General features: G+C 60.6%; 17 protein-coding genes. 14 read left to right on the top strand and 3 right to left on the bottom strand.

Going from position 1 to position 15599, the window contains the following annotated elements; genetic code table 11:
• Positions 1 to 14: 14 nt before the first annotated feature.
• The 11 genes from rplQ to ACVWXC_RS11220 all read left to right on the top strand — a co-directional run bounded on the left by rplQ (position 15) and on the right by ACVWXC_RS11220 (position 9986).
• Positions 15 to 365 (top strand): 50S ribosomal protein L17, encoded by a 351-nt coding sequence (gene rplQ, locus ACVWXC_RS11270; protein WP_011430296.1) that lies wholly within the window; start codon positions 15 to 17, stop codon positions 363 to 365.
• A gap of 5 nt (positions 366 to 370) precedes the next feature.
• Positions 371 to 1234, top strand: a complete 864-nt coding sequence (truA, locus tag ACVWXC_RS11265) for a tRNA pseudouridine(38-40) synthase TruA (RefSeq protein WP_011430295.1) — start codon at positions 371 to 373, stop codon at positions 1232 to 1234.
• A 49-nt stretch (positions 1235 to 1283) separates the two neighbouring features.
• Positions 1284 to 1739, top strand: a complete 456-nt coding sequence (gene rplM, locus ACVWXC_RS11260; RefSeq protein ID WP_457392813.1) for a 50S ribosomal protein L13 — start codon at positions 1284 to 1286, stop codon at positions 1737 to 1739.
• The gene (gene rpsI / locus ACVWXC_RS11255; protein ID WP_011430293.1) at positions 1736 to 2149 is read left to right on the top strand and encodes a 30S ribosomal protein S9; all 414 of its coding nucleotides are present in this window, start codon (positions 1736 to 1738) and stop codon (positions 2147 to 2149) included. The genes rplM and rpsI overlap by 4 nt, the downstream gene beginning before the upstream one ends.
• 77 nt (positions 2150 to 2226) lie before the next feature.
• Positions 2227 to 2448, top strand: coding sequence for a 50S ribosomal protein L31 (rpmE, locus tag ACVWXC_RS11250; RefSeq protein WP_099812117.1), 222 nt, complete (start codon positions 2227 to 2229; stop codon positions 2446 to 2448).
• 70 nt (positions 2449 to 2518) lie between these two features.
• Positions 2519 to 3604: a peptide chain release factor 1 gene (gene prfA / locus ACVWXC_RS11245; protein WP_011430291.1), complete on the top strand. Its 1086-nt coding sequence runs from the start codon at positions 2519 to 2521 to the stop codon at positions 3602 to 3604.
• A gap of 74 nt (positions 3605 to 3678) precedes the next feature.
• Positions 3679 to 6312 (top strand): bifunctional aconitate hydratase 2/2-methylisocitrate dehydratase, encoded by a 2634-nt coding sequence (acnB, locus tag ACVWXC_RS11240; protein ID WP_457392818.1) that lies wholly within the window; start codon positions 3679 to 3681, stop codon positions 6310 to 6312.
• Positions 6313 to 6387: 75 nt separating this feature from the next.
• Complete coding sequence (locus ACVWXC_RS11235) at positions 6388 to 6681, top strand: PepSY domain-containing protein (protein ID WP_099812119.1); 294 nt, start codon at positions 6388 to 6390, stop codon at positions 6679 to 6681.
• A gap of 184 nt (positions 6682 to 6865) precedes the next feature.
• A complete protein-coding gene (locus ACVWXC_RS11230; protein ID WP_457392821.1) occupies positions 6866 to 7306 on the top strand; it encodes an Hsp20/alpha crystallin family protein in 441 nt (146 codons plus the stop codon).
• A gap of 229 nt (positions 7307 to 7535) precedes the next feature.
• Positions 7536 to 8678 carry an ABC transporter ATP-binding protein gene (locus ACVWXC_RS11225; RefSeq protein WP_457392824.1) on the top strand — a complete coding sequence of 381 codons (1143 nt, stop codon included), beginning with the start codon at positions 7536 to 7538 and terminating at the stop codon, positions 8676 to 8678.
• Between the two features lie 39 nt (positions 8679 to 8717).
• Positions 8718 to 9986 carry a class I SAM-dependent methyltransferase gene (locus ACVWXC_RS11220; RefSeq protein ID WP_457392827.1) on the top strand — a complete coding sequence of 423 codons (1269 nt, stop codon included), beginning with the start codon at positions 8718 to 8720 and terminating at the stop codon, positions 9984 to 9986.
• 54 nt (positions 9987 to 10040) lie between these two features.
• Here the strand turns inward: ACVWXC_RS11220 and ACVWXC_RS11215 are convergent, their stop codons facing one another.
• Positions 10041 to 10922 (bottom strand): hypothetical protein, encoded by an 882-nt coding sequence (locus tag ACVWXC_RS11215; RefSeq protein WP_457392830.1) that lies wholly within the window; start codon positions 10920 to 10922, stop codon positions 10041 to 10043.
• A 31-nt stretch (positions 10923 to 10953) separates the two neighbouring features.
• On the bottom strand, positions 10954 to 11547 hold the full coding sequence (locus tag ACVWXC_RS11210) for a hypothetical protein (protein ID WP_457392832.1): 594 nt from the start codon (positions 11545 to 11547) through the stop codon (positions 10954 to 10956).
• Between the two features lie 136 nt (positions 11548 to 11683).
• Between ACVWXC_RS11210 and ACVWXC_RS11205 the strand changes: the two genes are divergently transcribed.
• The 3 genes from ACVWXC_RS11205 to ACVWXC_RS11195 are packed head-to-tail and all read left to right on the top strand — an operon-like array spanning position 11684 to position 15244.
• The gene (locus tag ACVWXC_RS11205) at positions 11684 to 13177 is read left to right on the top strand and encodes an FkbM family methyltransferase (RefSeq protein ID WP_457392835.1); all 1494 of its coding nucleotides are present in this window, start codon (positions 11684 to 11686) and stop codon (positions 13175 to 13177) included.
• Positions 13178 to 13198: 21 nt separating this feature from the next.
• Positions 13199 to 14068, top strand: a complete 870-nt coding sequence (locus ACVWXC_RS11200; RefSeq protein WP_457392838.1) for an FkbM family methyltransferase — start codon at positions 13199 to 13201, stop codon at positions 14066 to 14068.
• A 21-nt stretch (positions 14069 to 14089) separates the two neighbouring features.
• Positions 14090 to 15244, top strand: coding sequence for a hypothetical protein (locus ACVWXC_RS11195; RefSeq protein WP_457410476.1), 1155 nt, complete (start codon positions 14090 to 14092; stop codon positions 15242 to 15244).
• Here ACVWXC_RS11195 and ACVWXC_RS11190 read toward each other — a convergent pair.
• Positions 15231 to 15599: O-linked N-acetylglucosamine transferase family protein (locus ACVWXC_RS11190; protein ID WP_457410475.1), on the bottom strand; the 369-nt coding region annotated here is incomplete at its 5' end. The two genes, ACVWXC_RS11195 and ACVWXC_RS11190, sit on opposite strands and share 14 nt — an antisense overlap.

The following is a 15599-nucleotide window of genomic DNA, read 5'->3' as shown; positions in this document are numbered from 1 at the left end:
AGGCAGAGGCTACTATGCGTCACCGCCGTCGTACCCCTCACCTCAACAAGCCCGCCGACCAGCGCAAGGCCCTGATGCGGGCGCTGACCACGGCCCTGCTGCGGGAAGGGCGGATCACGACCACCAAAGCCCGCGCCAAAGCCATTCGCGCCACCACTGAGAAAATGATCACCCTGGCCAAGGACGGCTCTCTGGCAGCGCGGCGGCAGGCCCTGGCCTACATCTATGACAAGGAGCTGGTGCGCTCCCTGTTTGAGCAAGCGCCGGAGCGCTACCGCGATCGGCCTGGGGGCTACACCCGCATCCTGCGCACGGTGCGTCGACGGGGCGACGGGGCAGAAATGGCGGTCATCGAGTTGGTGTAGGCCCCATGCAGAGCCGTCGCATTGCCCTGAAAATTCAGTACCTCGGCAGCGGCTTTCGCGGCTGGCAGCGGCAAGCGGGCCACCGCACCGTGCAAGGGGTACTGGAGGAGGCGATTGCATTGCGGGCCGGGCACCCGGTGGCCCTCTACGGGGCAGGTCGCACCGATACGGGGGTTCATGCCTCGGGCCAGGTGGCCCACTTCGACACCACCTCTGGCATCCCGCCGACGGAGTGGGCGCGGGTGCTCAACGACTGTCTGCCGGAAGATGTGGTGGTATTGGCTTCCGCTCAGGTGCCCGATTTCTGGCATGCCCGCTTTTCAGCTCGCTGGCGCCGCTATCGCTACTTGATCCTGAACCGGGAGCTGCCGGATGTGTTCTGGCGCCTCTTTAGCTGGCAGGTGCGCTGGCCTTTGCAGGTGGAGCCGATGGCGGAGGCCCTCAACTCTCTTCTGGGCGAGCACAGCCTAGAAGCCTTTCGCCGCCGGGGATCCGACCGGCCCCACTCGCGGGTGCAGGTGCAGGAGGTGCTCTGCCAGCGGCTGGGGGATCTCATCAGCATCGAGGTGCAGGCCAGCGGCTTTCTCTACCGCATGATGCGGCTGCTGGTGGGATCCCTGGAGGTGGTGGGCCGTGGCGAGATCAGCCCACAACAATTTGTCCACCTCTGGCAACACAACGACTGGAGCCGGATGCGCACCCGCTACAGCGCCCCTCCGCAAGGGCTGTGCCTGGTGGATGTGGGCTATGCTGGGGATCCATTTGGCCGCCGCTTCGCTCACTCGCCGCCCTTTTGGGCCTTGCCCCTGCAGGGGTTGCCCAAAACCCCCGATTGGTCGGCGGCTTTGTGTGTTTCTTCCCTGGCCTAGGCGTTTTCTTGTCCATTCCATTCTGCGGTTGATGTCATCCTTGGCTGCCATGAACACAACTCCCGTTCCTCCCCCCAAAACTCTAACCCCTCGCTGGTATCTGGTGGACGCTGCCAACCAGCGCCTCGGCCGCTTGGCCGTGGTTGTGGCCAAGCTCCTGCGGGGCAAGCACAAACCCAACTTCACCCCTCACCTGGATACGGGGGACTACGTGATCGTGATCAACGCCGAGAAAGTGGTGGTCACCGGCAAAAAGCGCACCCAAAAGCTCTACCGCCGCCACTCTGGCCGTCCCGGCGGCATGAAAGTCGAGACTTTTGCCCAACTGCAAGCTCGCCTGCCGGAGCGGGTGATTGAGAAAGCAGTGAAGGGGATGTTGCCCCACACCCGCCTGGGCCGGCGGCAATTCACCAAGCTAAAAGTGTACGCCGGGCCCCACCACCCCCACGAGGCCCAGCAACCTCAGGTTTACCCCATCCACACGATCCCAGGAGCCAAAGTATGACCCAAGCAGCCAGCAGCCAACGAGCCGTCTACTGGGGAACCGGACGCCGCAAAACGGCTGTCGCCCGCGTGCGCCTGGTGCCCGGCACCGGCAAGCTGATCATCAACGACAGGCCCGGCGACCAATACCTGCAATACCAGGAGGCGCTACTGGCCAGTGTGAAAGCGCCGTTGGAGCTCCTCGGCCTAGAGAACTCCTACGACATCTTGGTGCGGGCTCATGGCGGCGGCGTCCACGGTCAGGCCGATGCCATCAAGTTGGGCGTGGCGCGCGCCCTCTGCGAGGTGGATCCGGCTAACCGCGGCCCCCTCAAGACAGAGGGCTACCTAAAACGGGATCCGCGCGCCGTGGAACGGAAGAAATATGGCCTACGCAAGGCCCGCAAGGCTCCCCAGTACTCGAAGCGCTAGGGATCCCTGCCATTGCTTTTTCAAGTTAGATGTTGATAGACAAGGGTATAGGAACAGGCCCGGAGGAGGAGATTGCCATGCCCAAAAAAGGAATACACCCCCAGTGGTATCCCGAAGCCAAAGTCATCTGCAACGGCGAAGTGGTGATGACAGTGGGATCCACCAAGCCGGAGCTGAAGGTCGATGTTTGGTCGGGCAACCATCCCTTTTTCACCGGCAGCCAGAAGATCATTGACAGCGAAGGCCGCGTGGACAAGTTCATGCGCAAGTACGGCATGGGCGGCAAGAAAGCTAAGTAGCCGAGCTTCAATCTGAGTTTCTTTTCTGCCTTGCTGGGCATTGCTGTGAGTCTTCGCTGACACTAGATCTATGGCCTCTGCTCAACTCATCGAGCAGCTTAAAAACGTTGAAGCCACCTTTCAGGAGCTGACGGTACGTCTGGCCGATCCCGATGTGGCGACCGATCCAGCTGAGCTGCAGCGGATTGCCAAGGCCCGCTCCTCCCTAGAAGCCACCGTCCAGACCTTTCACGAGTGGCAAAAGCTCACTCGCGAGCTGAAGCAGACGGAAGAGCTGCTGCGGGAGGTGGCTTCCGACGACCCAGAGCTGGAGGCGATGGCCAGGGCAGAACTGGAGCAACTGCGCGTCCGCCAAGAACAACTGGAGGAAAAGCTGACCCTGCTGCTGCTGCCCCGGGATCCCAACGACGAGAAAAACATTATGTTGGAAATCCGCGCCGGCACCGGCGGCGAGGAGGCGGCCCTGTGGGCGGCGGATTTGGCCCGCATGTACACCCGCTACGCCGAGAAGATGGGCTGGTCGGTGCGCCTGGCCAGCCTCTCGGAAGGAGAGATGGGAGGCTACAAAGAGGCCATCCTGGAAATTCGCGGGGATCAGGTCTACAGCAAGCTGAAGTTCGAGGCCGGCGTGCATCGGGTGCAGCGGGTGCCCGTGACAGAGGCCCAGGGGCGCGTCCACACCTCGACGGCCACGGTGGCGGTGATGCCGGAAGTGGACGAGGTGGAGGTGGTGATCGACCCGAAGGACATCGAGATCAAGACGGCGCGCTCCGGCGGGGCGGGCGGCCAAAACGTGAACAAGGTGGAAACGGCGGTGGACCTCCTCCACAAGCCCACCGGCATCCGCGTGTTTTGTACCGAGGAGCGCTCCCAGCTGCAGAACCGGCAGCGGGCGATGCAGATTTTGCGGGCCAAGCTCTACGAGATGAAGCTGCAGGAGCAACAGGCCTCCATCAGCTCCGCCCGTCGCATGCAGGTGGGAACGGGATCGCGCTCGGAAAAAATTCGCACCTACAACTACAAAGACAACCGGGTTACCGATCACCGCCTCAACCAGAACTTCCTGCTCGAGCCAATTTTGGAAGGGGAGCTGGACGAGTTGATCCAGGCTTGTATTGGCCTATACCAAAAAGAGCTGTTGGCGGAGCTATCCTGAGGGGGCAGAGCTGGCTGCTGCCGAGCTGGCGGTAGAATGAATACCCACATCGAGTGACCTAAGGAATCCTCCCCATGCTGGCCGAGTACCGCCAACATGCTGCTGCCCGCGCGGCCCAAGGGATCCCGCCGCTGCCCTTAAACGCTGCCCAGACCAGCCAGGTGTGCGAGCTCCTGAAGGCCCCGCCTGCCGGCGAAGAAGCCTTTTTGTTGCACCTCTTAACAGAGCGCGTCCCGCCGGGGGTCGATGAAGCCGCCTATGTGAAAGCGGGCTTTTTGGCCGCTGTGGCCAAGGAGGAGGTTGAATCCCCGTTGATCACTCCCCTGCGGGCGGTGGAGCTCTTGGGCACCATGCTGGGGGGCTACAACGTCCAAGTTTTGCTGGATCTGTTGCGGGATCCCCGGAGTGAGATTGCAGCGGCAGCAGCCCGCGCCCTCAGCCACACCCTGCTGGTTTTCGATGCCTTTCACGACGTGCTGGAGCTGAGCCAGTCCGGCAATGCCTATGCCCAACAGGTGATCGAGTCCTGGGCCAAGGGCGAATGGTTTACCGCCAAAGCTCCCCTGGCCGCAGCCATCACCGTGACGGTGTTCAAGGTTGCCGGCGAGATCAACACCGATGACCTTTCCCCCGCCGCCCACGCCACCACCCGCCCCGATATTCCCCTTCATGCCCAGAGCATGCTGGAATCGCGGGCGCCGGGAGCGATAGCAGCCATTGCCGAGCTGAAGCGCCGCGGCCATCCGGTGGCCTTTGTGGGGGATGTGGTGGGCACGGGATCTTCCCGCAAGTCCGCCCTTAATTCCCTGCTCTGGCACATCGGCCACGACATTCCCTATGTGCCCAACAAGCGGGCCGGCGGGGTGATTCTGGGGGGCACGATCGCGCCCATTTTCTTCACCACCGCCGAAGATGCCGGCGCCCTGCCCATCCAGTGCGATGTCTCCTGCCTGGAGACGGGCATGGTAGTGACGATCTACCCCTACGAGGGCGTTATCCGCTCTGAGGATGGCCAAGTCCTCACCACCTTTTCCCTGCAGCCTGTGACGCTGCCCGACGAGGTGCGGGCCGGGGGCCGCATCCCTCTCTTGATTGGCCGGGCCCTTACCGACAAAACCCGCCAGGCCCTGGGGCTGGATCCCTCCCCCCTGTTCATTCGCCCCACCCCGCCCGCCGACACGGGCAAGGGCTATACCCTGGCCCAGAAAATCGTCGGCAAAGCCTGCGGGCTGCCCGGAGTGCGCCCCGGCACCAGTTGCGAGCCGCTGATCACCACGGTGGGATCCCAGGACACCACCGGCCCCATGACCCGCGACGAGCTCAAGGAATTGGCCTGTCTGGGCTTCAGCGCCGACCTGGTGCTGCAGAGCTTCTGCCACACCGCCGCCTATCCCAAGCCGGTGGATATCCAGGTTCACAAAGAGCTGCCCGACTTTTTTGCCTCGCGGGGAGGTGTCGTCCTGCGGCCAGGCGATGGCATCATCCACTCCTGGCTCAACCGCATGCTCCTGCCCGATACCGTCGGCACTGGGGGCGACTCCCACACCCGCTTCCCTTTGGGCATTTCCTTCCCGGCTGGCTCTGGGCTGGTGGCCTTTGCCGCCGCCATGGGGGTGATGCCCCTGAATATGCCGGAGTCGGTGCTGGTGCGCTTTAAGGGGGAACTGCAGCCCGGGATCACCCTGCGGGACATTGTCCACGCCATCCCCTACGTGGCCATCCAGCGGGGGCTGCTCACCGTCGAGAAACAGGGCAAGAAAAACGTCTTTGCCGGGCGAATTATGGAGATCGAGGGCCTGCCCAACTTGAAGGTGGAGCAAGCCTTCGAGTTCACCGACGCCTCGGCGGAACGCAACTGCGCCGCTTGCACCATCCAGCTGAGCGTCGAGACGGTTGCCGAGTACCTGCGCTCCAACGTGGTGCTGCTGAAAAACCTGATCGCCCGCGGCTATCAGGATGCGAGAACCCTGCTGCGGCGCATTGCCAAGATGGAGGCCTGGCTGGCCAACCCCACCCTGATGGAGGCGGATCCCGATGCCGAATACGCTGCCGTGCTCGAGATCGACCTCAGCGCCATCAGCGAGCCGATCGTCTGTGCCCCCAACGATCCCGACAAGGTGATGACCCTGAGCGAAGTCCACGCCCAGCACGCGGCCGGCAACCCCGACACACCCATCCACATCGACGAGGTGTTCATCGGCTCCTGCATGACCAACATTGGCCACTACCGCGCCGCCGCCAAGATTTTGGAAGGCCAGGGGCGGGCCAAGGTGCGCCAATTTTGGATCTGTCCTCCCACCCGCATGGACGAGGCGCAACTGCGCGCCGAAGGGGTGTACGGCACCTTTGCCGCTGCCGGGGCGAGGACGGAGATGCCCGGCTGCAGCCTGTGCATGGGCAACCAGGCGCGGGTGGCAGACGGGGCCACGGTTATGTCCACCTCCACCCGCAACTTCAACAACCGCATGGGCAAAGACGCGCGGGTCTATCTGGGATCCGCCGAGCTGGCTGCCGCCTGCGCCCTCTTGGGCCGGATCCCTACCCCTGAGGAATACCGGGAGATCGTCGCCACCAAGATCCAGCCCTTTGCCGGCGAGCTGTACCGCTACCTCAACTTCCACGAGATCCCCGGCTTTGAGGACGAAGGGCGGGTCATCCCCCGCGAGCAAATGCCCAAGCTGGAGGAAGCCCTCGGGATCCGTCCCTAGACCCAGGGGGGCTTGGCAGCTTGGGCTGCCCTGCTACCATGGCAAGGTGGTGGCCTTAGCCTTGGAGAAACTCTGATGGCCCCGCCTCGAAAACTCGCCCGCCAGATCCACCGCGCCCTGGCCCCCATCCTGGCTCTGCCCTTGGTGGTAACGGTGGTAACGGGATCCCTTTACCAAATTGCCCGCCTCAACGACAACTTCGACTACTACTGGCTGATCCAAATCCACAAAGGGCAATGGGGGCCTCTGGATCTGCAGGCCGTCTACCCGTTCTTAAACGGCTTGGGGCTGTTGCTGATGGTGGCTACCGGCCTGAGTTTGTGGCTGCAGACGAGATCCCACCGCCCCCCCAAGCGCACCGATTCCTGACAGCTTTCTCCTATTCCTTGGGCGAGAAAATATCCCCATCGATTTCCAGAAAACTCGCCCTCTTGAGCCAGCCAGATCACTTATCCTAATGTACAGAGGCTAGGCTAAAGCCTGGTGAGTAAATCTTAACTTAAAGAGAAGCTAACCAAAAGTTAACCAAAATCTGCTCAGGAGGTGGATAGATATGGCTCTGGTTCGCTGGGATCCCTTTCGGGAAATTGACGAAATTCAACGGGAAATGAACCGGATGTTTGACCGGCTGATGGCTCGCCCCGCCGAGACCGATGCCTATACTTTTGTGCCGGCGGTGGAAATGCACGATGATCCCGAAACCATTACCCTGAAGCTGGAGCTGCCCGGCTTGAACCCCAACGATCTGGACATCCAGGCGACAGCCGAAGCGGTCTCCATCACCGGGGAACGGCGATTTGAGAAGCGCTCTGAAGACAAAGGGGTAACCCGGACTGAATTCCGTTATGGGCGCTTCCAACGGGTGATCCCGCTGCCCAGCCGGATCAAACACGATCAGGTGAAAGCGGAATACAAAGATGGGATCCTCACCCTGACTCTGCCCAAGGCGGACTCCGAAAAAGCCCAAGTGGTCAAAGTGAACGTTGTCTCCTAAGGGGGGGAGGCGAGCGCCACTTTTGGCTTAACAAGATCCAGATCCCAGAGGTAGGCTCGTGGCCTACCTTTTTAGGTTTTTTGGCTTTTCGATCCTCAACTCCCCTCTCCCTCTGGGAGAGGGGCTGGGGGTGAGGGCGACCCCAGCTTACTCCAGCCCAGGGATCCGATTTGACCTCTGCCCCTAGGGTTGGATAAGTTTGAGGGCGAAGTGGCTGGGGAGCGAGAGCATGGCCAGCGTGACCTACGAACACGTTACCAAGCGCTACGGCGACACCACTGCCGTCCACGACCTGAACATCGCCATCGAAGACGGGGAATTTCTCGTCTTCGTCGGCCCCTCCGGCTGCGGCAAAACCACCTCTTTGCGCATGCTGGCCGGACTGGAAGAGGTGAGCGCCGGCTCCATCTACATTGGCGATCGACGGGTGAACGATGTCCCCCCCAAGGATCGGGATATCGCCATGGTCTTCCAATCCTATGCCCTCTACCCCCACATGACCGTGGCCGAGAACATGGCCTTTGGCCTCAAGCTGCGCGGCCTGCCACGGGCGGAGATCGAAAGCCGGGTTAGGGGGGTGGCCAAGCGCCTTGGGATCGAACACCTGCTCCACCGCAAGCCCAAGGAACTTTCCGGTGGGCAACGGCAGCGGGTGGCCGTCGGGCGGGCCATTGTGCGCAACCCGGCGGTGTTTTTGATGGATGAGCCCCTCTCCAACTTGGATGCCAAGCTGCGGGTACAGGCGCGGGCCGAGATCAGCAAGTTGCACATGCAACTGGGCACCACCTTTATCTACGTTACCCACGACCAGGTGGAGGCCATGACCATGGGCAACCGCATCGCCGTCATGAAGGATGGCCGCCTGCAGCAGGTGGATACCCCCCACACCCTCTACACCCGCCCGGCCAACCTGTTTGTGGCCGGCTTCATCGGCAGCCCTGCCATGAACTTCTTCCAGGCCAAGCTGCGGGAGCAGGAGGGCACCCTCTGGATCGATACCGGCGCCTTCAGCGTGGCCATCCCGCCCCACCAGGCAGAGCCCTATTGGCAATACGTCGGCAAGTCGGTCATCTTCGGCATCCGCCCGGAAAACATCCACGATCCCCAGTACCAACCCCCAGGGATCCAGCCCGCCCGCGTGCGGGCCAAAGTCTCGGTCGCCGAGCAGATGGGCAGCGAGGTCATCCTCCACCTCAGCGCCGCTGACCCCGAAGGGATCCTCCCCGAGCAGGAGTTTGTGGCCCGCGTGGATCCCCGCACCGAGCTGCGCGTCAACCAATGGGCCGAAGTGGTCTTCGACATGGATCGCTTCCACCTTTTTGATCCCCAGACCGAAGAGCGGCTGGGATCAACACAGGCCCTGTTCAGTTAAGGATTGGCTACCATAAGCTCCAGAGAAAAAGGGATCCCTATGCCGGAGCAATCTGCCTCGAAGTTGGTGCAGGCGCAGTTTGACGAATTTCCCTATCCCAACGTCCCCATTGAGCAGACGGTTACGGATACCTTTGCCCTGTTTGCCAACAGCTACACCACCGCCTGCTATGTACGAGAGCGCAAGGTGGTCAAACCCGAGGGCAAAGTGATGCTCAACGCCGGCTGCGGCTCCGGCTGGGAAACCCTGGTCCTGGCCACGGCCAACCCAGGCGCTTCTTTTGTTGGGGTGGATATCTCGCCGAAATCGCTGGAGATGGCCCGGCAGCGCTTCGAGTTCCACCAGATCAAAGAGGCGCGTTTCGAGGTGATGGACATCACCGACCTGCAAGCCTTGGGGGAGCAGTTCGATTTCATCGCCTGCAATGACGTCCTCTACCTGCTGGACGATCCGGTGGCCGGGCTCAAAGGCATGCGCCAGGTGCTAAAGCCAGAGGGGATTATCCGCACCAATGTCCACAGCCTCTATCAGCGGCAGTTTATTTTCAACATGCAAAATGCCATGGAGCTGCTGGGGGTGATGGACGAGCCCGCTGCCAAGGCTGTCCCCATCCTCAGGGAGCTGATGGATGCTCTCCACGAAGGCAGCTTCGTCAAAAGCCACTGGCAGGGAGACGCCATCAAAACCACCAACGGCATCCTGGCCAACTTTCTGCTGCGCAGCGACAAGGGCTTCACGGTGCCCCAGGTGTTTGAGATGCTGCGCCAGGCGGAGCTGGAGTTCATCAGCATGGTGAACTGGCAGCAGTGGAAGCTGGAGCGAGTCCTCACCAAGCCTGTCCCTTATGCCCTGCGCCACATCAAAAAGCTCAGCCAAGAGGAGCTGCTGCACTTTATCGAGCTGATTTTCCCCAACCTGACCCGGCTGATCGATTTTTGGTGCGGCCATCCTCGCCCCACCCCACCAGCCCCTTTTACCCTGGAAGAATGGCGAAACGGCTCCGTGCAGGCCCATCCCCTGTTGATCCGTCTCAATGCCAAGCTGGCCTTTGAAAACGCCATCCGCGACAACGGCCCGGTCAACATCAATGGCTGGCCGGGATCCGAAGGCAACATCGTCATCGATCCCTTCTCGGTGCGCTGGCTAATCGACGTCTTTGGGGAAGAGCCTGTGCCCGTGCAGGCCCTGGCGGCCAAGGCCCTAGATCTCATGGACTGGACCCCCGAAGAGGCCTTTAACCAAGTGGTGGCCAATCTCAAGTTCCTGGAAGAGCGGCTGGTGGTGCTGTTGCACTCGCCGCTGCGTTGAGTTCAAGAACCTACCCCCCTCTCCCCCTGGGAGAGGGGCCGGGGGTGTTTGCGTTTAGCGACGCGGAGCGCTTGGGCTGGGAGAGGGGCTGGGGGTGAGGGTCTGCAGCACCCTGATTTGCTCGGCCCGAATGGCCGCTGGGATCCCCCCTTCCGCATCGACGTTGACGGCGAACCGAACGGTGCCTTCCATTTCCACCACATCTCCCGGGAGCAGATCCAGCCAGCTGGCAGAGCGGCCAAGGCGAGTCACTTGCACCTCCTCAGCGGGAACCACCGAGACCCACGTGCCCGCGTAGCGATCCAAGCTGGGGCTGACTTTTTCCAAGTTGACCCCAATCCAGCCCTCCTTGCGGTTGAGCAGCCGCACCGTTCCCGTCAGCTGAAAAGGTTGGGCCTCTTCTGCCAATTGGATCGGCTCATGGAGAACCACCGTATTCAGAGGCTGCAGCCGAGCCAACTCCACCCGCCACCCTTGAGCCTGGCGATAGAGGGTAACCTCCATAACTGCGCGCAGCCGACCCTCTGGCAAAGGCTCGTAGAAGCCCAACTGGGAGCGAAAAGGGCGAAAACGGGGATCCTCCCGATCCGGCTCTGTTAAAAATCGTTGCAGCTCCTCGGCAGTGAACTGGAAACGCAAAGTCGGCACCACCGCTTCTGGCTTCAGGATTGCCTCCACCCGGAAAATGGCCGTATTGCCCACCGCTTGAATGGGGGTGAGGGTAAACTCCTCCGCTGAGGGCCACGATTGATCCAAGGCCCCCGGAGGGATCCCTTTTAGCAGCCGCGGAGTGAGCAGGGCTTCTGCGGTGGCAAAATCGCGGGCATTGGCCGCCTGGACAAACTCCCGCAGCGTTTCTTCAGCCGTTTTGGCCTGCCAACAGCCCCCCAGAGGCAGCAAAGCCAGCACCAGGAAAAACCACGCTCTCACATCCACACCCTCCCCAATCTCCCTGCAGGTAACAGTCCTAGGGGTTCTCGGTTGGAGATGCAGAATTTTCACCGGGATCCGCTGCTTCTGTCTCTTCTGGGTTTTCCGGCTGGGATCCCTCTGCAGGGGGCTTGTCTGGCTGCCACACTTCAATTCGCCAGCCGCGATCTTGCTGGTAGAGGGTGATCTTGACGCGGGAGGTCACCGTGTCTCCCTCCAGGCGCAGACCCACCAACTGCGGGGCCAACTGCTGATAGGTGGGATCCGCCAGATCCGGCTGGGTCAAATACTTGCGCAACGTCAAGGGATCCAGCCCCAGGCGCTGGGCCGCATCCTCCAGCGAGTCGGTGCCCTCCACCCAGACATAGGCCGTCTTCCCGGTCACCTCTTGGTTGCGCACCTGCACGTTCTCCCCCACCGTGCCCCAAATCGAAGGCAGGGATCCCGGCCGGAGGGCATTGCTGAAGCGCTCCGTCAGGTAGCTGTCTGCCGTGCCCCAGTCCCCCTTCTCGGCAGCAGCGATGAAAGTGCTCACCACCTGGTCAGGAGTTTGCACAGGAGCTGCCTGCGTACAGGCGATCCCTCCTGCCAAGGCGGCAGCAGCAATCCAGACGGGGAAACGGCGTACCATGAACATCCCTCAACCACAAGCGGCATCGCTCTCCTAGGTTACCAAACTTTTTCCGCCTTCTCTTCTGCCTGTTCAGAAGACCCAGTGCAGCTCCGGCAAGGTGGTAGGATAATTCAGCAGCTTAGTTAGCGAAGCCATGGGGATCCCCACCACTGCTGACGACTACAACGAGCTAGGGATATCGCACTACTTGCGGGCGCAGCAAGCCAAGACCGCCCGCGAGCGCCGCGCTGCCTGGGCCCTGGCTCTGGCCGCTTGGCGGCAAGGCCTCGATCTGGATCCGGATCACCTTTTCTGCCAGTTCAACCGCCTGCACGCCCTTTTGGCCTTGGGCAGCCCACTGACGGCTGTTCAGGAAGGCAAAGAGCTGCTCTCCCGCCTCCTCACCCAGCGCTACTTAGAGGATCCCAGCCTGGGCTTGGCCGGCTCCGAGCTGCGGTTGGTCTGGGATCCCCCCAAGCTGGCCTCCAGCAGCTTGGCTGGCAAAAAGAGCCGCCGCTCGGCCAAAGCCGCTGCCTCATCTCAGCCAGATCTACGCGAGCGCTATCTCCACACCCTGGCCCGTTGGCTGGCCCACCACAGCGGTGTGGTTTACCGACCTGAGGCGTTGCCCTATTGGCGCCTGGCGGCAGCCATTGACCCTACGGATCTGGAAGCGCAACTGGTGATTGCCCTCAACGGCGTGGCTCAGGCGCAGCCGGAGGGGGCTTTTCTGCTGCAGCGGATTGCCAGCCGCTACCCCGACCAGAAAGAGAGGGCCCTCCAGGTGCTGCAACTGGCCCTCGATCGCTACCTTCCCCCCCCTCCCAAGCCGGAAGAGGCCGCTGCTGAAGCCGCCGAAGAGGCACCCTCCCCAGCCAAGCCAGAAATTTGGACTCAGTACGAAGGATACAAGCTCAGGTTGGAGCCCGACCTCAAAAGCATCGTTACCTTTGTTTTGCTGGCCCAGGATCGCTGGTTTGAAAGCGAAATTGAGCTGTGTCGGCAAATCCTCAAGCCCGGCATGCGGGCCATCGATGTCGGCGCCAATGTTGGCGTTTACACCTTTCTCTTTGCCCGCTGTGTGGGCGAGTCTGGAAAAGTCTATGCCATTGAACCTACGCCGGGATGTGTGCAGTGCTTGCAGGCAACGGTCGCTCAAAACAAGCTCGACCAATCCGTGCAAGTTGTAGAAGCTGCGGTAGGCGAAGAGTCCCGCGAGGTTTACCTGGTCTGTGAAGGGGCCAGCGTTTTCAACCGCATCGTCACGGATCCCATGTCGGTTGTAGAAGAAACCAAGCCGGTGCAGCAAATTGCCTTAGACGAGCTGTGGATCTCAGAGGGCAGCCCCGACATTGATTTGCTCAAAGTCGATGTGGAAGGGGCAGAAGTTCCCGTTTTGAAGGGGGGGAGAAAACTTATCGAGACCTGCAGCCCGGTAATCCTGTTTGGAAACCAAAATATCGGCCAGTTTTCAGGTTTGGAGTCGGCGAAGCTTCTTGCCGAATTGGGTTATCTCATTTATGTCTATAACCCAGTGATCCAAGATCTCAGCATTGTTCAGGCCTCTGTCCAACCGCCAACTGCGTCAAACTTGGTTGCCGTGCATCCGAATCGCTTTTCTCTGGCGAGCAAAGCCGGTCTGATCTAGCCGTTTCTGTGGAGTAGAGTAATGCCTTTCCCGACTAGCGAGATCCTCGACAAAGACATGCCTTTTATCCGAATTGTGGACGTGGGGGCGATGTTTCTGGGCGGCGATAACTTCGACAAGCTGGTTCAGGAAGGACATGCCCAGGTGATAGGATTTGAGCCCCAGAAGGAAGAGTGTGAAAAGCTCAACGCCAGAGCCCTAGCCGAGGCTCCTCGCGCCGACAAAGTGAAGCGGCAATACTTTCCCTATTTCATTGGGGATGGATCCCGTCGCAAGTTCTATTTCACCAATACCGGCTACACCTCCTCTCTTTATGAGCCCAATCAGGAGCTGGCTCAACATTTTGAGAACTTGGCAGAAGTTTGTCGGGTAACTCGGGTTGAGGAAGTCCAGACCACCCGCCTGGATGATATTCCAGAGCTGGGCGAAGTGGACTTTCTGAAGATGGATGTTCAGGGAGCTGAGCTGGATGTTATCCGGGGTGCTAGAAAAACTCTACAGAGTGTTACTGTTATCCAAACAGAAGTCGAGTACATACCCCTCTACAAAAATCAGCCTCTTTTTAGCGATGTGGATATTGCCCTTAGAGAAGAGGGCTTTCTTCTGCATGGCATGACCAGCAACTTCGGTGCCTGCCTCAAGCCCTTTTCAGCCAGAACCTATCGCCCTTACACCCAAGTGCTGTGGTGCAACTATGTTTACGTCAAAAACTTTATGCACCTGGATTGGCTCTCCCCGCGGCAGCGGCTGGCTATGGCGGTAGTTTTGTATGAGATTTACCTGTGCTATGATCTGGTGGCTTTTGTCCTGGGTGTTCATGACCAAATTGCCCAAACCCGCTACAAAGACTTCTACCTGGCCAAAATGTTTGCCGCTCTCAATGTCTCTTAAATTGCTCAGAGGAGGTGGGGGATGATCGTCATCGACGGGGTTATCTGGCAGTCGGAAGGGTTTTCTCGCTCTCCACTTTTGGATCAGTCCTACCTGTGGCTGAGCCTCATTGAAGAATGGGTCAAGGCCAAGAAGGCAACGAAGTTTGTGGTGCTCACCCGCGGGCAAACTTGGCTGCCGCCGGGAACTTTTTTTTCCGAGATCCCCCGCTTTGCTTTTGCAGAGGCAGGTGAGGATCGCACCGGCCTGCAGAGCGCCTGCGACCAGCTCAAGGCCAGGCTGTTTCTCTCCACCGGCTACACCACCCCCATCTCCACCCCTTCCATCGCCTTCATCTACGACCTAGAAGCAGAGGCTGGCAGCCAGTTTCACTCGGAATACATCGAGAAGAAAAACGCCATCTTGGCTGCTTCCCACTACGTTTTCTTTTCCGATGAAGTGCTTGCTGGCTTCCGAACCCACTACCCCGGGATCCCTCCCGAGCAGATGTCGCTAGTCTACCCGGCCATTGAAGGCTGGGCCAAGCCGGCTGCTCCCGATGCCATGTCCGAGTTTCGCCGCAAGTTTCAGTTGACTCGCCCTTTTTTCTTGGCCGTCTTGCCCGAACAGCTGGCTGATTACCGTGGCATCCAGGCTGTCAGCCAAGCTTGGGAGATCCTGCAGGGCCAAAAGCTCTCCCGCACCGAGCTGGTCTTTGCCTTTCCCAGTCCTCTGAAGGTGGATCCCGTCAAAGCGCAACTGCCCCAAAAACAAGGCCTTCGCTACCTCAGCCTGAACAATCCCGAGCTTGCCTGCGCCTATTCCTCGGCTCTGGCGCTGGTTTTCCACTCCACCTTTCGGCCCAGCAGCCCCCTTGAGGCGATGGCCTGCGGCTGTCCTGTGGTGCATTACCGGGATGAGCAGCCAAATGCCTCCGGCTCGGAGTCGGCAACTGCCTCTGGAGAGAAAAAAGATAAGGATCCCTTGCAGAACTCGACAGCCCTGCTCTGCCAAGGCTCTCTTCAAGAGCTGGTTGACGCCTTGCAGCGCATTCAAAGCTACCCGGTGCGCTCTCCTCTGATTGCCAAGGGGCTGGAACGGGCCAAGGAGCTGAGCTGGGCAACAGTGGCCGCCAAGCTGTGGGACATTTTCGAGCAGGTGGCTCCTTCGGAATCCGAGGAACCTACTGACCGCTGACCACCAGGTTTTTCCACATCTGCCGATAGGCCCGCTCCAGGGCGCGGGCATGGCTTTGCGGATCCCTCAGGGGCGATTGCTCCATCCTGTCCCGGAGGGTGTGGCGCAAATGGCGCAGCCGCTCCAGATCCGTGGCCAGGTTCACGGCAATTTCCACGTACTCTTCCGGGGTTTGGGCCACCAGCTCCGGCAGCCCCACGTTGGTGAGGATGGAGACCCCCACCCGGCAGACATGGGCATTGCCTGCCAAGACCACCACTGGCGCACCGCCCCAGAGGGTTTCGCAGGTGGTGGTGGTGCCGTTGTAGGGGAAAGGATCTAGGCCAATGTCAATCTCGCTATGCTCAATGGCCGT

It is taken from the genome of Thermostichus sp. OS-CIW-20 (assembly GCF_054061455.1).
Note: the sequence above shows the minus strand (reverse complement) of the source record. Positions and strands in the feature narration are given on the sequence as shown.

Coding starts and splice junctions, on each gene's coding strand:
- rplQ (WP_011430296.1), top strand. CDS start 15: ATGCGTCACCGCCGTCGTACCCCTCACCTCAACAAGCCCGCCGACCAG.
- truA (WP_011430295.1), top strand. CDS start 371: ATGCAGAGCCGTCGCATTGCCCTGAAAATTCAGTACCTCGGCAGCGGC.
- rplM (WP_457392813.1), top strand. CDS start 1,284: ATGAACACAACTCCCGTTCCTCCCCCCAAAACTCTAACCCCTCGCTGG.
- rpsI (WP_011430293.1), top strand. CDS start 1,736: ATGACCCAAGCAGCCAGCAGCCAACGAGCCGTCTACTGGGGAACCGGA.
- rpmE (WP_099812117.1), top strand. CDS start 2,227: ATGCCCAAAAAAGGAATACACCCCCAGTGGTATCCCGAAGCCAAAGTC.
- prfA (WP_011430291.1), top strand. CDS start 2,519: ATGGCCTCTGCTCAACTCATCGAGCAGCTTAAAAACGTTGAAGCCACC.
- acnB (WP_457392818.1), top strand. CDS start 3,679: ATGCTGGCCGAGTACCGCCAACATGCTGCTGCCCGCGCGGCCCAAGGG.
- ACVWXC_RS11235 (WP_099812119.1), top strand. CDS start 6,388: ATGGCCCCGCCTCGAAAACTCGCCCGCCAGATCCACCGCGCCCTGGCC.
- ACVWXC_RS11230 (WP_457392821.1), top strand. CDS start 6,866: ATGGCTCTGGTTCGCTGGGATCCCTTTCGGGAAATTGACGAAATTCAA.
- ACVWXC_RS11225 (WP_457392824.1), top strand. CDS start 7,536: ATGGCCAGCGTGACCTACGAACACGTTACCAAGCGCTACGGCGACACC.
- ACVWXC_RS11220 (WP_457392827.1), top strand. CDS start 8,718: ATGCCGGAGCAATCTGCCTCGAAGTTGGTGCAGGCGCAGTTTGACGAA.
- ACVWXC_RS11210 (WP_457392832.1), bottom strand. CDS start 11,547: ATGGTACGCCGTTTCCCCGTCTGGATTGCTGCTGCCGCCTTGGCAGGA.
- ACVWXC_RS11205 (WP_457392835.1), top strand. CDS start 11,684: ATGGGGATCCCCACCACTGCTGACGACTACAACGAGCTAGGGATATCG.
- ACVWXC_RS11200 (WP_457392838.1), top strand. CDS start 13,199: ATGCCTTTCCCGACTAGCGAGATCCTCGACAAAGACATGCCTTTTATC.
- ACVWXC_RS11195 (WP_457410476.1), top strand. CDS start 14,090: ATGATCGTCATCGACGGGGTTATCTGGCAGTCGGAAGGGTTTTCTCGC.